The organism is Vreelandella indica (assembly GCF_037070225.1).
GTDB classification, from domain to species: Bacteria; Pseudomonadota; Gammaproteobacteria; order Pseudomonadales; family Halomonadaceae; genus Vreelandella; species Vreelandella arctica.
Genome location: NZ_JBANSO010000015.1, coordinates 61,756 through 80,248, shown reverse-complemented (window position 1 = coordinate 80,248; position 18,493 = coordinate 61,756). Strand labels below are relative to the sequence as shown.

General features: G+C 53.8%; 19 protein-coding genes. 1 reads left to right on the top strand and 18 read right to left on the bottom strand.

Features of this window, described 5'->3' with window-relative positions; genetic code table 11:
• Positions 1–82: 82 nt before the first annotated feature.
• The 18 genes from V8L71_RS12060 to argC form a co-directional block, all read right to left on the bottom strand.
• Complete coding sequence (locus tag V8L71_RS12060; RefSeq protein ID WP_008959070.1) at positions 83–511, bottom strand: F0F1 ATP synthase subunit epsilon; 429 nt, start codon at positions 509–511, stop codon at positions 83–85.
• 24 nt (positions 512–535) lie between these two features.
• Complete coding sequence (gene atpD / locus V8L71_RS12055; RefSeq protein WP_101145102.1) at positions 536–1,915, bottom strand: F0F1 ATP synthase subunit beta; 1,380 nt, start codon at positions 1,913–1,915, stop codon at positions 536–538.
• Positions 1,916–1,988: 73 nt separating this feature from the next.
• Positions 1,989–2,876 (bottom strand): F0F1 ATP synthase subunit gamma, encoded by an 888-nt coding sequence (gene atpG / locus V8L71_RS12050; protein ID WP_336274250.1) that lies wholly within the window; start codon positions 2,874–2,876, stop codon positions 1,989–1,991.
• Positions 2,877–2,944: 68 nt separating this feature from the next.
• Positions 2,945–4,489 (bottom strand): F0F1 ATP synthase subunit alpha, encoded by a 1,545-nt coding sequence (gene atpA, locus V8L71_RS12045; RefSeq protein ID WP_336270499.1) that lies wholly within the window; start codon positions 4,487–4,489, stop codon positions 2,945–2,947.
• A 16-nt stretch (positions 4,490–4,505) separates the two neighbouring features.
• The gene (locus V8L71_RS12040; protein WP_336274249.1) at positions 4,506–5,042 is read right to left on the bottom strand and encodes a F0F1 ATP synthase subunit delta; all 537 of its coding nucleotides are present in this window, start codon (positions 5,040–5,042) and stop codon (positions 4,506–4,508) included.
• An 11-nt stretch (positions 5,043–5,053) separates the two neighbouring features.
• On the bottom strand, positions 5,054–5,524 hold the full coding sequence (locus tag V8L71_RS12035) for a F0F1 ATP synthase subunit B (protein WP_022521052.1): 471 nt from the start codon (positions 5,522–5,524) through the stop codon (positions 5,054–5,056).
• Between the two features lie 76 nt (positions 5,525–5,600).
• The gene (gene atpE, locus V8L71_RS12030; protein ID WP_022521051.1) at positions 5,601–5,828 is read right to left on the bottom strand and encodes a F0F1 ATP synthase subunit C; all 228 of its coding nucleotides are present in this window, start codon (positions 5,826–5,828) and stop codon (positions 5,601–5,603) included.
• Between the two features lie 76 nt (positions 5,829–5,904).
• On the bottom strand, positions 5,905–6,732 hold the full coding sequence (gene atpB, locus V8L71_RS12025) for a F0F1 ATP synthase subunit A (RefSeq protein ID WP_336274248.1): 828 nt from the start codon (positions 6,730–6,732) through the stop codon (positions 5,905–5,907).
• Between the two features lie 33 nt (positions 6,733–6,765).
• The gene (locus tag V8L71_RS12020) at positions 6,766–7,158 is read right to left on the bottom strand and encodes an ATP synthase subunit I (protein ID WP_336274247.1); all 393 of its coding nucleotides are present in this window, start codon (positions 7,156–7,158) and stop codon (positions 6,766–6,768) included.
• Positions 7,159–7,386: 228 nt separating this feature from the next.
• Complete coding sequence (locus tag V8L71_RS12015; RefSeq protein ID WP_008959079.1) at positions 7,387–8,316, bottom strand: ParB/RepB/Spo0J family partition protein; 930 nt, start codon at positions 8,314–8,316, stop codon at positions 7,387–7,389.
• A 62-nt stretch (positions 8,317–8,378) separates the two neighbouring features.
• Positions 8,379–9,146 (bottom strand): ParA family protein, encoded by a 768-nt coding sequence (locus tag V8L71_RS12010; protein WP_008959080.1) that lies wholly within the window; start codon positions 9,144–9,146, stop codon positions 8,379–8,381.
• A 33-nt stretch (positions 9,147–9,179) separates the two neighbouring features.
• Positions 9,180–9,839: a 16S rRNA (guanine(527)-N(7))-methyltransferase RsmG gene (gene rsmG / locus V8L71_RS12005; protein ID WP_336274246.1), complete on the bottom strand. Its 660-nt coding sequence runs from the start codon at positions 9,837–9,839 to the stop codon at positions 9,180–9,182.
• On the bottom strand, positions 9,836–11,740 hold the full coding sequence (gene mnmG, locus V8L71_RS12000; protein ID WP_336274245.1) for a tRNA uridine-5-carboxymethylaminomethyl(34) synthesis enzyme MnmG: 1,905 nt from the start codon (positions 11,738–11,740) through the stop codon (positions 9,836–9,838). Before mnmG ends, rsmG begins: the two co-directional genes overlap by 4 nt.
• A 591-nt stretch (positions 11,741–12,331) precedes the next feature.
• The gene (locus tag V8L71_RS11995; protein ID WP_008959083.1) at positions 12,332–13,090 is read right to left on the bottom strand and encodes an amino acid ABC transporter ATP-binding protein; all 759 of its coding nucleotides are present in this window, start codon (positions 13,088–13,090) and stop codon (positions 12,332–12,334) included.
• A 23-nt stretch (positions 13,091–13,113) separates the two neighbouring features.
• Positions 13,114–13,785 carry an amino acid ABC transporter permease gene (locus tag V8L71_RS11990; RefSeq protein ID WP_007112208.1) on the bottom strand — a complete coding sequence of 224 codons (672 nt, stop codon included), beginning with the start codon at positions 13,783–13,785 and terminating at the stop codon, positions 13,114–13,116.
• 133 nt (positions 13,786–13,918) lie between these two features.
• Positions 13,919–14,695 (bottom strand): transporter substrate-binding domain-containing protein, encoded by a 777-nt coding sequence (locus tag V8L71_RS11985; protein WP_035556337.1) that lies wholly within the window; start codon positions 14,693–14,695, stop codon positions 13,919–13,921.
• Between the two features lie 148 nt (positions 14,696–14,843).
• A complete protein-coding gene (erpA, locus tag V8L71_RS11980; RefSeq protein ID WP_008959085.1) occupies positions 14,844–15,197 on the bottom strand; it encodes an iron-sulfur cluster insertion protein ErpA in 354 nt (117 codons plus the stop codon).
• Positions 15,198–15,414: 217 nt separating this feature from the next.
• Positions 15,415–16,449, bottom strand: a complete 1,035-nt coding sequence (argC, locus tag V8L71_RS11975) for an N-acetyl-gamma-glutamyl-phosphate reductase (RefSeq protein ID WP_336274244.1) — start codon at positions 16,447–16,449, stop codon at positions 15,415–15,417.
• Between the two features lie 194 nt (positions 16,450–16,643).
• On the opposite strand from argC, the gene V8L71_RS11970 reads away from it, so the two are divergent.
• Entirely contained in the window at positions 16,644–18,485 is a 1,842-nt protein-coding gene (locus V8L71_RS11970; protein ID WP_336274243.1) for a chloride channel protein, read from the top strand.
• Positions 18,486–18,493: the final 8 nt, after the last annotated feature.

Here is an 18,493-nt window from a genome sequence, read left to right as displayed (position 1 = left end):
TCCTTACTACCCAACAAAAAAACGCCCCTTAAACCCTGATAACGGGCTTAAGGGGCGCTGTACCACGCCAAATGCGTGGGTATTAGCCTTTACCCGCCTTTTTACGCAGCTGCTGAATCGTTCGCAGCTGAGCAACGGCTTCGGCAAGTTCAGCGGCCGCTCGAGTATAATCAAGCTCCGATGACTTATCGTTAAAGGCTTTCAGCGCTTGCTGACGCGCTTCTTCGGCAGCAGCCTCATTGAGGTCGCTGGCCCGTGATGCGGCATCAGCCAGTATCGTTACCACATCCGGCTGGACTTCCATGAAGCCACCAGTGACGTAGAAGTTCTCTTCTGCGCCACCATCATAGATCACGCGAACCGGACCCGGCTGAAGCTCAGTCAGCAACGGAGCGTGACCTGGCAAAACGCCCAGATCACCCATCACCCCGGAAGCAATCACCTGCTCAACGGTACCTGAGAAGATGGATGCTTCAGCGCTGACGATATTGCAAGTAAAGCTATTCGCCATAGCGAATCCCCCTCATGGACGGGATTACTTCTTCATCTGGTTGGCTTTCTCGACGGCTTCGTCGATGGAGCCGACCATGTAGAAGGCCTGTTCCGGCAATTCGTCGTATTCACCAGCCAAAATGCCCTGGAAGCCACTGATGGTGTCTTTCAGCGAAACATACTTGCCTGGTGAACCAGTGAACACCTCAGCTACGAAGAACGGCTGCGACAAGAAGCGCTGGATTTTACGCGCCCGAGATACGGCTAGCTTGTCTTCATCAGACAACTCATCCATACCCAGAATGGCGATGATATCCTTAAGCTCTTTATAGCGCTGAAGAACGTTCTGCACACCGCGAGCGGTCGCATAGTGCTCTTCACCGACAACCAGCGGATCCAACTGGCGCGACGTGGAGTCGAGCGGGTCGATCGCCGGGTAAATACCCAATTCGGCGATAGAACGCGCCAATACCACGGTAGCATCCAGGTGCGAGAAGGTGGTCGCCGGCGACGGATCGGTCAAGTCATCCGCGGGCACGTATACGGCCTGTACGGAAGTGATTGAACCGGTTTTCGTCGAGGTAATACGCTCCTGCAGAACGCCCATCTCTTCAGCCAGCGTCGGCTGATAACCTACCGCTGACGGCATACGGCCAAGCAGTGCCGATACTTCGGTACCTGCCAGGGTATAGCGGTAGATGTTATCGACGAACAGCAGTACGTCGCGGCCTTCATCACGGAATTTCTCAGCGATGGTCAGGCCCGTCAGCGCCACGCGCAGACGGTTACCCGGGGGCTCGTTCATCTGACCGTAAACCAGCGATACCTTATCGATAACGTTGGATTCAGTCATTTCGTGATAGAAGTCGTTACCCTCACGCGTACGCTCACCAACACCGGCGAATACAGAGTAGCCGCTGTGTTCGGTGGCGATGTTGCGGATAAGCTCCATCATGTTAACGGTTTTACCCACACCGGCGCCGCCGAACAGGCCAACTTTACCACCCTTAGCAAACGGGCAGACCAAGTCGATAACCTTGATACCGGTTTCCAGCAGCTCGTTAGAGGCTGCCTGGTCGGCATAGCTCGGTGCTTTACGGTGAATAGGCATACGCTCTTGCTCACCGATCGGTCCTGCTTCGTCGATCGGCTCGCCGAGTACGTTCATAATACGGCCCAGCGTTTCCTTACCTACCGGTACGGAAATAGCAGCACCTGTGCTGGTCGTTGCCATGCCACGCTTCAAGCCCTCAGTGGAGCCCATGGCGATGGTGCGCACCACGCCGTCGCCCAGCTGCTGCTGGACTTCGAGGATAGTCTCAACATCGGAGACCTTCAGCGCGTCGTAGACCTTGGGCACAGAGTCCCGCGGAAACTCTACGTCAATCACCGCGCCGATGATTTGTACGATACGTCCGCTCATCTTGGTTCCTCTCTAAAACCTGCAAATGAAACCTGTCTGCCGGGAGCCGCTAAAAGCGTCGGCTCCCTAGGCGTTATACGGCAGCAGCGCCGCCGACGATCTCAGAAATTTCCTGGGTGATGGCGGCCTGACGGGCCTTGTTATAAACCATCTCCAGATCGTCGATCAGGCCGCCTGCGTTGTCGGTGGCACTTTTCATAGCGATCATTCGAGCGGCTTGTTCACAAGCGCCATTTTCCACTACCGCCTGATACACCTGCGATTCGATGAAACGAACCAACAGGCTATCGAGCAACGCCTTGGCATCCGGTTCATACAGGTAGTCCCAGCTTCCGGGACGGGCGTTTTCGTCGTCTTGCTCAGCGCCTGCGCCCATATCGGGCGACAGGGGAAGAAGCTGACGAACCACTGGCTTTTGCGTCATGGTGTTCACAAACTCGTTGTGCACCACGTACAGCCGGTCGAGACGTCCTTCATCGTACGCTTCGAGCATGACCTTAATACTGCCAATCAAGCCTTCTACCGTCGGGGCTTCACCTAATCCACTTTTCGCTGCGACCAAATTACCGCCGTAATTGCGGAAAAAGGTGCTCGCCTTGGCGCCAAGCGCACAAAAATCCTGCTCGACACCTTGCTGTTTCCAGCTAACGGCTTCTTTCAGTAAGGCTTTGAAAAGATTGTGGTTCAAGCCACCACACAGACCGCGGTCAGTGGACACCACAATGTAGCCAACACGCTTAACCTCGCTACGCTCGACCATATAGTCGTGCCTGTACTCAGGGTTCGCGTTGGCTAAGTGGCCAACCACATTACGGATCTGCTTAGCGTAAGGCTGACTAGCTCTCATCAGATCTTGCGCTTTACGCATTTTCGATGCAGCCACCATTTCCATGGCGCTGGTAATCTTCTGCGTATTTTTAATGCTCCCGATTTGGGTGCGTATCTCTTTTGCAGCTGCCATAGCGATCTACCCTTCGTTCGTGGCTCTCAGAAAGCATGCAAACCCGCCCATAAGGGGCGGGCCAGACATTACCAGCTCTGAGTCGCCTTGAACTTCTCGAGACCCGACTTCAAGCTGTCTTGAATCTCACCGTTGTAGTCGCCGCTCTGGTTGATCTTGTCGAGGAGATCAGCATGTTCGGACTTCATGTAGTCGTGCAGGGCACGCTCAAAGTCCAACACTTTGTTTACTTCGACATCGTCCAGATAACCTTCGTTGGCGGCGTAAAGCGAAAGCGCCATTTCAGCTACCGACATCGGCGAGTACTGGTTCTGCTTCATCAACTCGGTAACACGCTGACCGTGTTCGAGCTGCTTACGCGTGGCTTCATCCAGGTCAGACGCGAACTGCGAGAAGGCAGCCAATTCACGGTACTGAGCCAGTGCCAGACGTACACTACCGCCCAGCTTCTTGATGATTTTGGTCTGCGCCGAACCACCGACACGAGAAACCGAGAGACCTGCGTTAATCGCCGGACGAATACCGGAGTTAAACAGGTTGGTTTCCAGGAAGATCTGACCATCGGTAATCGAGATGACGTTGGTCGGAACGAACGCAGAAACGTCGCCACCCTGGGTTTCGATGATAGGCAGTGCGGTTAAGGAACCGGTTTTGCCTTTCACTTCACCGTTGGTGAACTTCTCAACGTAGTCGACGTTAACCCGCGCAGCACGCTCAAGTAGACGTGAGTGGAGATAGAAAACGTCACCAGGATAAGCTTCACGGCCCGGCGGACGACGCAGCAGCAGCGATACCTGACGGTACGCAACGGCCTGCTTGGAAAGGTCGTCATACACGATGAGTGAGTTTTCGCCGCGATCGCGGAAGTACTCGCCCATGGTGCAACCCGCATAAGGTGCCAGGAACTGCATCGGCGCCGGGTCGGCAGCGCCCGCAGCCACGACGATGGTGTGTTCCATCGCGCCGTGCTGTTCGAGTTTGCGCACCACGTTGGCAATGGTCGACTGCTTCTGACCAATGGCAACGTAGACACAGGTAACACCTTTGCCTTTCTGGTTGATGATCGCATCAATGGCAATGGCGGACTTACCAATCTGGCGGTCACCGATGATCAGCTCACGCTGACCACGGCCGATCGGCACCATGGCGTCAATGGATTTGAGACCGGTTTGGATCGGCTCATCAACAGACTGACGGGTAATAACGCCCGGCGCCACTTTCTCGACGGCGTCGGTCATTTTAGCGTTAATATCGCCTTTGCCATCGATGGGATTACCCAGCGCGTCGACAACACGGCCAATCAGCTCGGGGCCTACCGGCACTTCGAGAATACGACCAGTACACTTGGCGGTCATGCCCTCTTCGAGCTGTAGGTAGTCACCCAGTACCACGGCACCTACGGAGTCGCGCTCCAGGTTCAGTACCATGCCAAAGATGCTGTTGGGGAATTCGATCATTTCACCAAACATCGCGTCTTCGAGGCCGTGAATTTTCACGATACCGTCGGAAACAGTGACGATGGTGCCCTGATTATGGGCTTCGGATGCGACGTCAAGCTTTTCAATTCGCTGCTTGATGATGTCGCTGATCTCGGAAGGATTCAGTTGCTGCATGCCATGTCCCTCAGACTCAAGCGGTTAGCGCGTCAGAAAGACGGTTCAATCGACCACGGACCGACCCGTCAATAACGGTATCGCCAGCACGTAGGATGACACCGCCAATCAGCGACTTGTCCACTTGAGTAGTAATAGAGATTTCGCGATTCAGACGTTTTTTAAGCGCGTTCGCTAGCTTCGTTTCTTGCTCGCTATCTAGCTGATAAGCAGAAGTGACATTCACTTCAACCCGCTGCTCGTGTTCAGCACGCAGGTGCTCGAACTGTACAGCAATCGATGCCAGCGCCATCAGGCGACTTTGGTCAGCCAGGACAGTCAAAAACCGCTGTAAAGCGTCATCTTGTTGCTCAGGAATCAGCTCAACAAGCAGCGACACTTTTTGGCCGCTGTCTAGTTTTGGACTGCTTAACCGATGGCGAACGTTAACGTCTGCTACCGCAAAGCTTAAAAAACTCAGCGCTTGTGACCAGCTATCAAGCGCCTCATGATCACGCGCGTATTCAAACGCTGCCTTAGCGTAAGGACGAGCGACGGTCAGTAATTCCGCCATGGTTCACCTCCTTACAGTTCAGCAGCAAGCTCATCAAGTAACTTGCGATGGGCTTGTTCGTCGACCGACGCTTCAAGAACACGCTCGGCACCCATAACGGCGAGATAAGAGACCTGGGCACGAAGTTCATCCTTAGCGCGATTCACTTCTTGCTCAATCTCGGAACGTGCGCTCGCTACTAGGCGTTCGCCTTCGGCGCGGGCCTGTTCGCGTGCTTCTTCAACTATCTGGGCAGAGCGCTTATTGGCCTGCTCAAGAATTTGAGAAGCTTGCTCCTTGCTTTCACGCAGCGTCTGCTCAGCGCGTTCTTGAGCAAGCTCAAGATCACGGTTAGCACGGCTGGCTGCGTCCAAGCCATCAGCAATTTTTTTCTGACGCTCATGAAGCGCGTTGCTGATCGGAGGCCACACATACTTTAAGCAAAACCAGACAAAGATCGCGAAGGCGATCGTCTGCCCGATTAGCGTCATGTTGATATTCACAGGAATGTACCTCTGACAAGTTCGTGGCGACCGGAGTGAAACAAAACCGAGCGTTTAACGCTCGGCTGAGCTGTCATTAACCGGCAACAACGAAGATCAGGTACATTGCGATACCAACACCGATCATCGGAACGGCATCCAGTAGACCTGCCATTAGGAAGGTTTTGGTTTGCAGTTGGTCGCCTAGTTCTGGCTGACGCGCTGTAGATTCCAGCAGCTTACCGCCCAAAATAGCGAAGCCAATGCCGGTACCTAGAGCGCCGAGACCGATCATGATGGAAGCGGCAATGTAGATAAGTTCCATGGTAATGCTCCTAGTTTTTCAAGTTTAAGGTCGAGGGTTGAGGTTAAGGGTTAATGTGTTGCAAGCATTGCTCGGGTTAGTGATGTTCGTGTGCAGCGCTTAGATACACCACGGATAGCACTGTAAAGATGAAGGCCTGAAGTACGACGATCAGGATATGGAAGATCGCCCACGGTACATCCAGCACCCAGATAGCCCAAAATGGCAACATGGCGATCAGAATGAAGATTACTTCCCCAGCGAACATGTTGCCGAAAAGACGCATTGCCAAGCTGAACGGTTTCACCAGCAGAGCAACTATTTCAAGCAGCAGGTTGAAGGGAATTAAAGCCCAGTGATTGAATGGGGTCAGTGACAGCTCTTTGGCGAAGCCACCTACACCTTTCACTTTAAAGCTATAGTAGAGAATTAACCCGAAGACCCCTAATGCTAACCCTAGCGTAGCGTTCACATCCGTGGTGGGTACGATTTTCATGTAGTCCACGCCTAGCTTGCTGAACAGCACCGGGAAGTAATCGACCGGAATAATTTTTAGCGTGTTCATGAAGAGAATCCACACGAACAGCGTCAAGGCCAAGGGGGCAATGATCGGGTTATGACCTTTGAACGTTCCCTGAATCATGTCCTCGATAAACTCAACGACCATCTCAACCGCATTTTGCAAACCACTCGGTACTCCGGTGGTGGCCATTTTTCCCGCCTTGCGGAAAATCCAGATAAACAGCAGTCCCATGGCAATTGACCAGCCCATGGTGTCTAAGTGAATGGCCCAAAAGCCCATTTCACTGGCTTCTTCCGCCGAATGCGCCAGTGACCAGCCATTAACAGGGTGGTTGCCAAACGTTAGGTTCTGTAAGTGGTGCTGGATATAGTAAGTCGTCGAGACTTCGTTTCCTGCGGCCATGGATGTGTCACCTCAATTTAATTGTGCAATTTTCTAGGCATTGACGTTTTTTGGCATTAACCAAGGCGTAAGCCAATGCGTTAGAACAACCGCAACATAAGCATAAAAAAAGAAAGCAGGGTTTGAGGGGGGCGCTGCCACGAACACTGCAACAAACAGTGCCACCGTCAAACCAAACTTACCTGCTTCGGCGCGAAATAATCGCATCGCTGCCTGTGAAGGTCTACTTGCTCGCAAAACACCCATTCGCTTAATAAAAAAGGCGTGCGGTAACAAGGCTACCAAAGCTCCTTTAAAAATCGATGACATACCTTCAACGTCTTCGATTAGATAGGCTGCCAGCATACCTAAAACAGTAATCGACAATTGCACGATCGTAAGTCGAACGATATAGGCTCTTCGCCGCTGGGTTTCGTATCGCTGCATAGCTTTCTAAATGGCTCTCTGAAAAAACCCAGCTTTTACATAAAAATCGTTATATCTCGACAAGCGTATTCCTAGACAATCACAGGCAACCTGCACAAATCTTGCGCGATTATAGGGAAGCGCTATCACACCTTCAACCGAAGTCGCACCGATTTTGCTCGTTAAGGGGTCGATTTGCGACCAAAGAGGGAAAACGTGGTTACTTCTTACACGATATTTAATAGCCTGCTATTTAATATGATTTAAGATCCCATCCAGTTCTTCCAGGCTGGTATAGCGGATCGTTAATTTACCTTTGCCTTTTTGGCCATGATCAATAGAGACGGGCGCGCCAAGTAACTCGCCAAGATGGGTTTCCAGTTTTGCCACATCGGGCTGTTTGTTTGGACGGCTAGGCGTTTTGATGGGCGCTTGGCTGGTCTGCACTTTTTTCACCAACGCTTCGGTTGCCCGAACGGTCATGTCGTTATTGACTACTTCATGGGCTACTTGCCGCTGCTGGGCGCTATTTAACGTTAGCAGTGCCCGCGCATGGCCCATATCCAAATCGCCACGTTCGAGCAGGGTTTGTACTTCGGGGTCTAGCGCCAGCAAGCGCAACAAATTAGCCACCTGAGTGCGCGATTTCCCCACCGCGTCGGCTATCTGCTGCTGAGTAAGCTCGAACTCTTCCCCAAGGCGCTTGAGTGCCATGGCTTCTTCAATAGCGTTAAGATTTTCACGCTGGATGTTTTCGATTAACGCCAGTGCCAAGGCGACTTCATCGCTGACATCGCGAATAACGGCCGGAATAACGTCCAGTTCAGCCAGCTGTGCGGCACGCCAGCGGCGCTCACCGGCAATAATTTCGTAGCGATCAACACCGATCGGGCGCACCACGATAGGCTGCATGACGCCCTGGGCGCGAATGGAGTCCGCCAGCTCTTCTAACGCTTCAGGCTGAATATCGCGGCGCGGCTGATATTTACCCCGCGTTAGTTGCCCTAACGGAAGGCGTTCAAGGCGATCTTCGGTAACGTCTTCAGCCGCGGCGCTACGCGCTGCGTCAGTAAGCTCCAAAGGCGTACCGCTACCGGCAAGTTCCAAGCTGTCACGGCGACGGGCACCGGCACCAATCAGGGCATCCAGGCCACGTCCCAGCGCGGGTTTACGCGTCATTCGCTTTCCCTCATTTTTTCAGCGCCCCTTTTTTTGATTTGAAGAGTTGAAGTGAAGAGTGGTTACAGTGAAAGACGACGAATCATCTCTTTCGCCAGCACGCGATAGGCCTGGCTACCCCGGGAGAACCGGGCATATTGTGTCACGGGTAACCCGTGGCTTGGTGCTTCGGCGACTTTTACGTTACGCGGGATGGTCGTTTTCAACAGCATGTCGCCAAAGTAGTCACGCAGTTGCTTATCCACTTCCCGCGTTAAGCTGGTGCGCTTGTCGTACATGGTGCGCAAAATGCCTGCAATCGCTAGGTCAGGATTCACATTTTGCTTAATCTGCTCAACGGTATCGAGCAGTGCCGATAACCCTTCTAACGCATAGAACTCACATTGTAGTGGGATCAATACGCTGTCAGAAGCCGTTAACGCATTCACGGTAAGCATGTTCAACGAGGGTGGGCAGTCAATAAGCACCACATCGTACTCACTGGAGACCGAGGCAAGCGCGGTGGTTAAGCAGCTTTCACTTTTCTCGCGGTCTAATAGCTCGACTTCAGCGGCGGTGAGATCACCGTTACCCGGCAGCACGTCATACTTGACCGCCAGCTTTTTAACAATCGTTTCAGCGGCCGTTGCTTCGCCCAACAGTACATCAAGCACGCTTTTATCGAGCTCATATTTATCGATGCCGCTGCCCATGCTGGCATGGCCTTGGGGGTCAAGATCCACCAACAGCACACGACGGTCGAGCGCAGCGAGACTGGCCGCCAGGTTAACGGCCGAGGTGGTCTTGCCCACGCCGCCTTTTTGGTTGGTCAGGGCAATGATCTGGCTCACTTACTCAACTCCTTCCTGGGTCAGAATCAACATTCAGCTTTCAACATTCAAGATCAATAGCTGCCGCTGGGCCGTTTCAAAAGGTACTTCCAGCAGGTGACGTTGGTGTAAACGAATACCGGGAGGGAGGTCACGCAACTCCTCGTCTGCTCCTGGGCCTTTCATGGCTAACCACTGGCCTTCGGCACCGGGTAGCTGGCGAGTCAAGGTCACGAAATCGACCAAGCTGGCAAACGCTCTAGAAATCACCTGATCGAAAGCGGCGTTCTCGAACTCTTCCACCCGCGCCTGGACAGGGGTCACGTTTCTAAGACCGAGCTCCATCACCGCCTGACGCTGAAAACGCACTTTTTTGCCATTGCTGTCCAGCAGCGTGACATCAAGCTCGGGCGCTAAAATGGCCAGCACTATACCGGGTAGACCCGGGCCAGCGCCAACATCCAGCAGCCGCGGCCCTTGCACATAGGGCAGTACAACGGCGCTGTCCAGCACATGGCGCGACACCATTTCGTCCACATCGCGCACCGCTGTGAGGTTATAAGCCCGGTTCCACTTGTGCAACAGTGCCAATAAGCCTAGCAGTTGCTCGCGCTGATGGTCGTCAACGCTGATAGCCAACTGGCTAAGCCCTTGGTCGAGACGTGGCGCAACGCTTGCAGGCAGAGTTTTTAACAGTGGGTTCAACGAACTCATCCGTTAACCACCTCTGCCGCTGCGACTAACCGGCGCTTTTTCAGATGCACCAGCAAAATAGACACAGCCGCTGGCGTGACACCCGAGATACGCGCCGCATGAGCAAGCGTTTCCGGCCGTGCTTCAGCCAGCTTTTGGCGAATTTCGATGGATAGCCCCTCTATTTTCAAATAGTCCAGCTCGGCAGGCAGCACCGTTCCTTCATGGCGTTTTAGCTTGTCAATCTCATCCTGCTGGCGATCAATATAGCCTTGATACTTGGCCTGGATTTGCACCTGTTCGACAACCGCTGGATCGGTAACCAGCGTGCCTTCGATGCCGGGTAGATTGGCCAAGTCGCTATAGTTCAGCTCAGGACGTTTAAGCAGATCACTCAGACGATATTCACGCGTGAGCGCCGCACCGGTAGTTTCCGCCACCTGTGCCGCAGCCGGGCTACCTGGCTGGATCCAAATGGTATCCAGACGCGCACTCTCTTGCTCAATGGCTTCGCGCTTTTGACTAAACGCGGCCCAGCGTTCGTCATTGACGAGGCCTAATTCGCGGCCAGCTTCGGTTAAGCGCAAATCTGCATTGTCTTCACGCAGCAGCAAGCGGTATTCGGCCCGTGAGGTAAACATGCGGTACGGCTCTTTGGTACCCATGGTGATTAGGTCGTCGACCAGTACGCCGAGATAGGCTTCATCGCGGCGGGGATACCAGGCGTCCAACTCTTGAGCACGGCGTGCGGCATTCAAACCCGCTAGCAAACCTTGAGCGCCAGCTTCTTCGTAACCGGTAGTGCCGTTAATCTGACCAGCGAAAAACAGGTTGTGGATAAATTTTGTTTCCAGCGAGTGTTTTAAGTCTCGCGGATCAAAAAAGTCGTACTCGATAGCATAGCCAGGCCGGGTGATATGGGCATTTTCCAGGCCTTTGATCGTACGCACGACTTGAATCTGCACGTCAAACGGAAGCGAGGTAGAGATACCGTTGGGGTAAAGCTCGTGGGTATCCAGGCCTTCGGGTTCGATGAACACCTGATGGCTGGATTTATCGGCAAAGCGATGAACCTTGTCTTCGATCGACGGGCAGTAACGGGGCCCAATTCCTTCGATCACACCGGAATACATCGGCGAGCGATCAAGGTTCGCCAGAATCAGATCGTGGGTTTGCTGATTGGTGTGAGCAATGTGGCAACTCACCTGCCGAGGGTGCATTTCCCGTGACCCCATGTAGGACATGACCGGTGTAGGGCTGTCACCGGGTTGTTCTTCCAACTGGGAAAAATCCACGGTTTTGGCATTAATACGCGGCGGTGTGCCGGTTTTCAGCCGATCGACGCGAAATGGCAGCGCACGCAGCCGTTCGGCCAGTGCGTTGGAAGGCGGATCACCTGCTCGACCACCCTTGCTTTGATCCAAGCCAATGTGAATCACACCACCCAAAAATGTGCCGGTACACAGCACGACGCTTTCAGCATGGAAGCGAATACCGGTTTCCGTGACAACGCCACGCACGGTGTCGTTATCCACAATGAGATCACCAGCAGCCTGCTGGAAGATCGTCAAGTTGGGCTGGTTTTCCAACATACCGCGGATAGCGGATTTATAGCGGATGCGGTCAGCCTGGGCACGGGTTGCTCGAACGGCAGGCCCTTTGCGGGCATTGAGCACGCGAAACTGGATGCCACCTAAATCCGTGGCAAGCCCCATGGCGCCACCCAGCGCATCGATTTCCTTAACCAAATGGCTTTTGCCGATGCCGCCAATCGCGGGGTTACACGACATTTGGCCCAGGGTTTCGATGTTGTGGGTGAGCAGCAGGGTCTGACAGCCCATACGAGCAGAGGCCAATGCGGCTTCAGTTCCCGCATGGCCACCGCCGATGACAATCACGTCAAAGCGGTCGGGATAATTCAAGAGGCACCTCGTCTTGCGCCTTTCGGCACGGATGATGTGGCCAGTGCAGTTCTCGGACATGGCCACCTTAGATCAATGAGCCGGCAAGTATAAACCCCCTGTGGGTAACCGTCAGGTTTTTCCACACCCCAAATCACCAACCCTCCGTTATTAATAACAACATAAATATAAAATAAGAGAAGTTCTGTAAATGTTGTAATTACTAGTGTGGACAATTTCTGTGTATAAGCGACTTATCCTTAATATTTTCATGTGCTTATATTGTTGACTTCTACATGTTTGAAGGCGGGAGTGCCTGGGTAGAAGGGGTGTTAAGCCTGTGGATGGAATAGCGCTTTATCCACAGAGTCAATTAAGCACGGCTTATCCACCGGCCAGTACCTGGGTTGTTACCGCACCTGTGAACAACCTCCGATTGATGTGGAGCTAACGCTAAGCGACGTACATGGTAGGCCTTACGGAGATAAAGCCGATCAATGTAAAAAAAGTTTATCCACAGGCAAAAAAATGGCCTGTCGTGTCGACAGGCCAGTAAAAAAGCGTAATTCAGAGCAAATTAGCGGTTATTTTAACGCGTAAAAAGGGCTCAATTTAATGTTTGAGTACGCGAGCAAGGAAGGATTGAGTACGTTCGTGTTGAGGAGAATCGAACAGTTTTTCAGGGTGGCCCTGCTCTGTAATCTCGCCTTTATGGATAAAAATCACCCGGTCGGCGACCTCGCGGGCAAAGCCCATTTCATGGGTGACAATCACCATGGTCATGCCCTCTTTGGCCAGCTCGCGCATGGCATCCAGCACTTCGCCGATCATTTCCGGGTCAAGCGCCGATGTGGGCTCGTCAAACAGCATCAGGCGGGGTTCCATCGCCAGGGCGCGGGCGAGTGCGACGCGCTGCTGTTGGCCGCCTGAGAGCTGGCTGGGGTACTTGTCGGCCTGGTCGGCGATACCTACCCGGTCAAGCAAGCGTTTGGCGTTGCTGACTGCGTCGTCACGGCTTAAACCACGCACTTTCATCGGCGCCAGAGTGACATTATCGATCACGCTGAGATGGGGAAAGAGATTGAATTGCTGAAACACCATACCCACTTCGGTACGGATGGTTTGCAGCGCTTTAGTGCTCTTGCCGTGCGGTAATAGTTCGTTGCTGTCGACCACCAGACTGCCGGACTGAAACTCTTCCAAGCCGTTAATACAGCGAATTAGTGTGGATTTGCCTGAGCCACTGGCACCGATAATCACCACCACTTCACCAGGCACAATCGTCAGATCAATATCGTTGAGTACGTGCAGACTGCCAAAGTGTTTATTGAGCTGCTGCATACGCACAATTGGTTGCGTTGTGTTGCTCATTGTCTCGCTCATTGCGCGTGTCCTTATTGTCCGGCCAGGCCTCTGCGCTCGAGTTGACGCAGGATGATGGAGAGGGTCCAGGTGATTGCCAAGTACATCAGGGCGACCATGAAGTAGACCTCAAGCGCCGTAAAGGTGGTGGCGATATAGATCTGCCCCTGACGCACTAGCTCACCGACGCCTATCACTGAAAACAGTGAGGTGTCTTTGATGCTTATGATGCCCTGGTTACCGAGGGGAGGAATCATGCGCCGAAACGCCTGGGGCCAGATAACGTAGCGAAATGCTTGAGTGCGGGAGAGCCCTAGGGAGAGTGATGCTTCACCCTGGCCGCGTTCAATTGATTGCACACCGCCGCGCACAATTTCTGAAATGTAAGCACCGGAATTAACCGCGATCGCAGCAATACCGGCGACCAGCGCGTTAATTGGGCTACCTAATAGTTGCGGCAAGCCGTAAAAAATAAACAGCACTTGTACCAGGATAGGCGTGCCGCGAAATACTTCGACGTAAACGATGGCTGGCCAGCGTAGCCAACGCAGGCGGCTAATACGTAATAGGCCAAAGAATATTCCGATAAAGAATCCGATGGCGAGACCGCCAAACGAGATAAGCAGCGTCCAGGGAATACCCGGCAGCAGGTAAGGGATAGACCCAAACGCTGCCGACCAATCAAACTGAAAATTGACGTCCACGCGTAGACTCCTGAAACAAAAAAGCAGATGACAAAAAAGCAGATGACAAAAAACACATGAGAAATGCAGCAGGGCCGGGGGTTGTGGCCACCCGGCCCTGTAACAGCGTTACGCTAATAGAGAGCTTTTATACTCACTCTTCGCTAGGCGCTTCACCAAACCACTTGGTGTAGATCTCATCGTAGGTGCCATCTTCGCGCATGGCGGCCAGCGCTTCGTTAGTCGGCTCTACCCACTCACTGCCTTTGTGGAACACGATGCCGTACTGCTGACCTTCATACAGAGGGCCAACAACCTTGGTACGGCCTTCACCGCGAGTTTGCGAGAAGTAAGAGACGTTAGGGGCATCATAGAGCACGGCGTCGACGTTGCGGCCTAGCAGCGCCATGTACATGTCGGCAGTACCTGGGAAGGGGGTGATTTCAGCATCTTCGCCGAGTTCTTGCTGAAGGTAGTCATAACTGGTGGAACCAATTTTGGTACCGACGGCGAGGTCTTGGAGGTCTTCTAGTGTCTCGACGCTGTCGTTATCGGCGCGGACAATGATGCGTAAACCTGAATCGTAGTAGGGGTCGGAGAAGTCAACGACTTCAGAGCGCTCGTCAGTGATGGTGGTACCGGCGATGGCTATCTCTTGACTACCCGTTTGCACGGCGGGAATGATGCCGGAGAATTCCATGGTTGTCAGGTTGACTTCAAAGCCTGCACGTTCGGCGACTTCGTTGATGATATCCATATCGAAGCCGACCATTTCGCCGGTCTCTTGATCCATCATTTCAAACGGCACAAAGCTTGGGTCAGTGGCCACGTTCACCGATGGCGTTTGGGCCATGGCGGCAGTGGCGCTGCCCAATCCCAGTGCGAGAGCGAGTGTGGTTTTGGTTAGGCTGAGTGGTAGTGCTACTTTCATAAGTTTCCCCGTGCTTTATGTGGCTAGTAGCGGGTTTCCGAACAATGTATGGCGTTCGAATACCCTTTTTAGCCGTTATTGACCTATCAACCTTGGCGAGAAACCGTCAGGGCGTCAAGTCACGGGGAGCGTCGTGGGCCAACGCTGTTTAGACCATAAAGGAAGCGCCGCAGCCGCAGGTGGTGGTGGCATTGGGATTTTGAACGCGAAAACGCGCGCCCGCTAAGCCTTCCTCGTAGTCGACCGTGGAGCCCACCAGATACTGGTAAGAGAGGGGGTCGACGACCAGCGCGGCCTCGCCGAACTCAATCACAGTGTCATCGTCGGCGACATTGTCAGCAAAGTCGAAGCCGTATTGAAAACCTGAACAGCCGCCGCCGGTCACGTAGACCCGCAGTTTGAGTGATGGGTTATTTTCTTCTGCAATCAGTGCGTTAATACGTTTGCGTGCACTATCAGAGAGCAGTAATGGAGTAGGAACAAAGGCTTCTGCACCGCTCATGGGTACCTCCCGCGAGCTTAAAGAACGAATAAATCGGCATTGGGGGGTGATTATGGGTAATTCCCAGCAAATTGGTCAACTATTGTGTTGGTATATCAAGCAGAGGGCAGCTCGCCGAGGAGGCGCTGTGAATCCTTCCATGGACGCTACATTTGCCTTCCTTGGCAAATGACCTCCTCTCTGAGCTGCCCTCTGCATGCTGGTTTTGGTGAGGTGTTTAAGGCATCAGCGCGGGGGCAGTAAGTCCGGTGTTCTCGTCAAAGCCAAACATCAGGTTGAGGTTTTGGATTGCTTGGCCCGAAGCGCCTTTGACCAGGTTATCAATCACCGATAGTACGACGACGGTGTTGCCATTGCCGGGGCGATGGACTGCTAGGCGGCAGGTATTGATGCCTTTGACGCTGCGCGTCTCTGGGTGACTTCCAGCAGGCATCACATCGACAAAGGGTTCGTTAGCGTAGCGCTGCTCAAATAGAGCCTGCAGATCGCCGGGCTCAGTGGTGAGCTGGCCGTAAAGTGTGGCGTGAATGCCGCGGATCATCGGCGTTAAGTGGGGCACAAAGGTTAAACCCACCGTGGATTGCTGAATATCCCTAAGCCCTTGGCTAATTTCGGGTAGATGGCGGTGGCCCGAGGCGCCGTAGGCTTTCATCGACTCGCTGGCTTCAGCGAGCAGTGACCCTACTTTTGCGCCACGGCCTGCCCCGGTAACCCCGGATTTACAGTCAGCAATCAGTTGGCTTGGGTCGATCAGACCTGCTTCCAACAGCGGTAGATAGCCTAATTGAACCGCCGTGGGGTAGCAGCCGGGCACGGCAATTAAGCGTGCATTTTTGATTTTTTCCCGATGCATTTCCGGTAGGCCGTATACCGCCTCATGCAACAATTCTGGCGCGCCGTGGGCCTGGTCGTACCAGCGGCTCCACTCGTCGGCATCGCGCAGCCGGAAGTCGGCCGACAGATCAATTACCCGAGTGCCATTTTTGAGCAGCTCACCCGCTAGTGCGTGGGCAACGCCGTGGGGTGTGGCAAAAAAGACCGCATCCATGGCGCCCAGCTGTTTAGCATCCGGCTCGCTAAACGCTAGCGTGTCGTAGTGGCCGCGCAGGTTTGGGTACATATCGCACACCTTGACGCCCGTTTCCGAGCGCGAAGTAATAGCGGCTACCTCGACGTGGGGATGCTGGGCAAGTAGCCGCAGTAATTCAACGCCGGTATAACCGGTACCGCCAACAATGCCGACCTTAATCACAAATCACTCCTTGCGGGCTACGCAGAACGTTTTCCAGAATAGTTTTTTAGGACAGTTTGCACAGCAACCTATGACAAAACGCTATGTGTTATCAGCCTATGCGGATTGCTGCGGGCTGTCGAAGTGTATCGGGCTATGATACACAAGAGGATTAAGAGATAAGAACACTAAGACCAAAAACAAGGCAGATTGCTGTGGCGCGTTTTTCCCGATCGGATTTTACGTTAGAAAGTTTTCGTCGTCAGTTGGCCAACGTCGACGCCTTGCCGCAACTCTGCTTGCTGGGCCTTGTCTCGGGGATTATTACCGGCGCGGTGATGGTGGCGTTTCGCCTGCTGTTGGAAGCAGGGGCCACGTTCTATATGGCGGAGGGCGACCCAGAGGCGTTTGAAAATATGACGCCCTGGTTACGTGCGCTGTTACCCATGCTGGCGGTGACGTTAGTGGGCGTGCTGTTGTATCGGCAAAAACCGGCAGCGCGCAAGCTGGGCGTGGGTCATGTGATTGAGCGACTCACCTATCACCAAGGGCGTTTTCCGCTGCGTAACTGGTTGAATCAGTGGTGGGTCGGGGTGGTGGTGGTGTTAGGTGGCCTCTCTGCAGGTCGTGAGGGGCCGGCGATTCACTTGGGAGCCGCAGCGGCCAGTGGTCTCGGCCAGCAGATTCGCTTACCCAATAACAGCCTAAGAGTGCTAGTGGCCTGTGGCACTGCAGCCGCCATTTCCGCTTCCTTTAATACGCCGATTGCCGGGGTGATCTTCGCCATGGAAGTGGTGATGATGGAGTATACCTTGATGAGCTTTATGCCCGTCATCCTGGCCTCCACCATGGGTGCGCTGGTGGCGCAGTTGGCTTACGGTAATGAACCAGCGTTTCGCATTCCCGAAGTGGCCCTGGGGTCGTTGATCAATCTTCCGTGGATCGTGCTGACGGGGTTGGTGATTGGCTTGCTGGCCGGTTTGTTTATCCATATTTCCCGCAGTCAGCGGATTATGGACTGGCCGCTTTGGGTGCGTCTTGGGCTGGTCGGAGTGGCGACTGGCGCCGTTGCCTGGTGGTTCCCCCAGGTGCAGGGCATCGGTTATGACAGCGTGGCGGCAGCGCTCAATAATCAGTTGGAAATTAAAGTACTGCTGGCGCTGATGATTGCCAAACTACTGCTAACGGCGCTGACCGTTGCTGGCGGTGTACCCATCGGCATTATTGGCCCGGTGCTGGTGGTGGGAGCGGCTACAGGCGCGCTGTTTGGTATGCTGGGGGGCTGGATGTGGCCAGACAAAGCCGCTGACCCGGGGATTTACGCCATGCTAGGTATGGCGGCAATGATGGGGGCCGTTCTGCAAGCGCCCCTGGCTGCGCTGATGGCGCTTTTGGAGTTAACCCATACGCCGAGTATTATGCTCCCTGGAATGCTGGCGGTGGTGGTTGCGTGTTTGACATCACGGCAGTTAACCGGCTGTGAAGGGTTCTTTATCAGCACGGTGCGTTATGGGCTGCATCCGCTTCAGCAGCCGTTGATGCAAGCGCTCTCACGGGTTTCGGTGCCAGCGGTGATGGAGCGGCAACTGGTGCGTACCGAGCGGATGATTACCCCTGATCAGGCACGCCACCTGCTGGAAACAAACCCGGTGTGGTTGGTGATTGAGCGCTCCAGCGAGGAAAAACCGGTGCTGGCGCTCAAAGCCGCTGAACTGGCGCGGTGGTTACTTGAACACGATGAAGCGCTGCAGGGTAAAGAACCGCCCGAGGATGAATTGATTGATCTGCTGGAAATTCCTGGGCAGCGTTTGGAGCTTGCGCCGATTGGCTTGCAAGCAACGCTTTCCGAAGCATTCTTGAAGCTGCAGGATAACGCGCTGGGGGCACTCTATGTGGTACACGGTTACCGCCCTAAACAGCAGCGTATTTCAGGTATTATCACCCGTGGCGCCATTGAGCGTTATTATCACTATACAGATCCCCGTGGCGCTGACACTCGCGATAATTATCTACGAGAGCATGATCTACGAGAGAATGAGACACGCGAAAAGGATTAACCATTTTA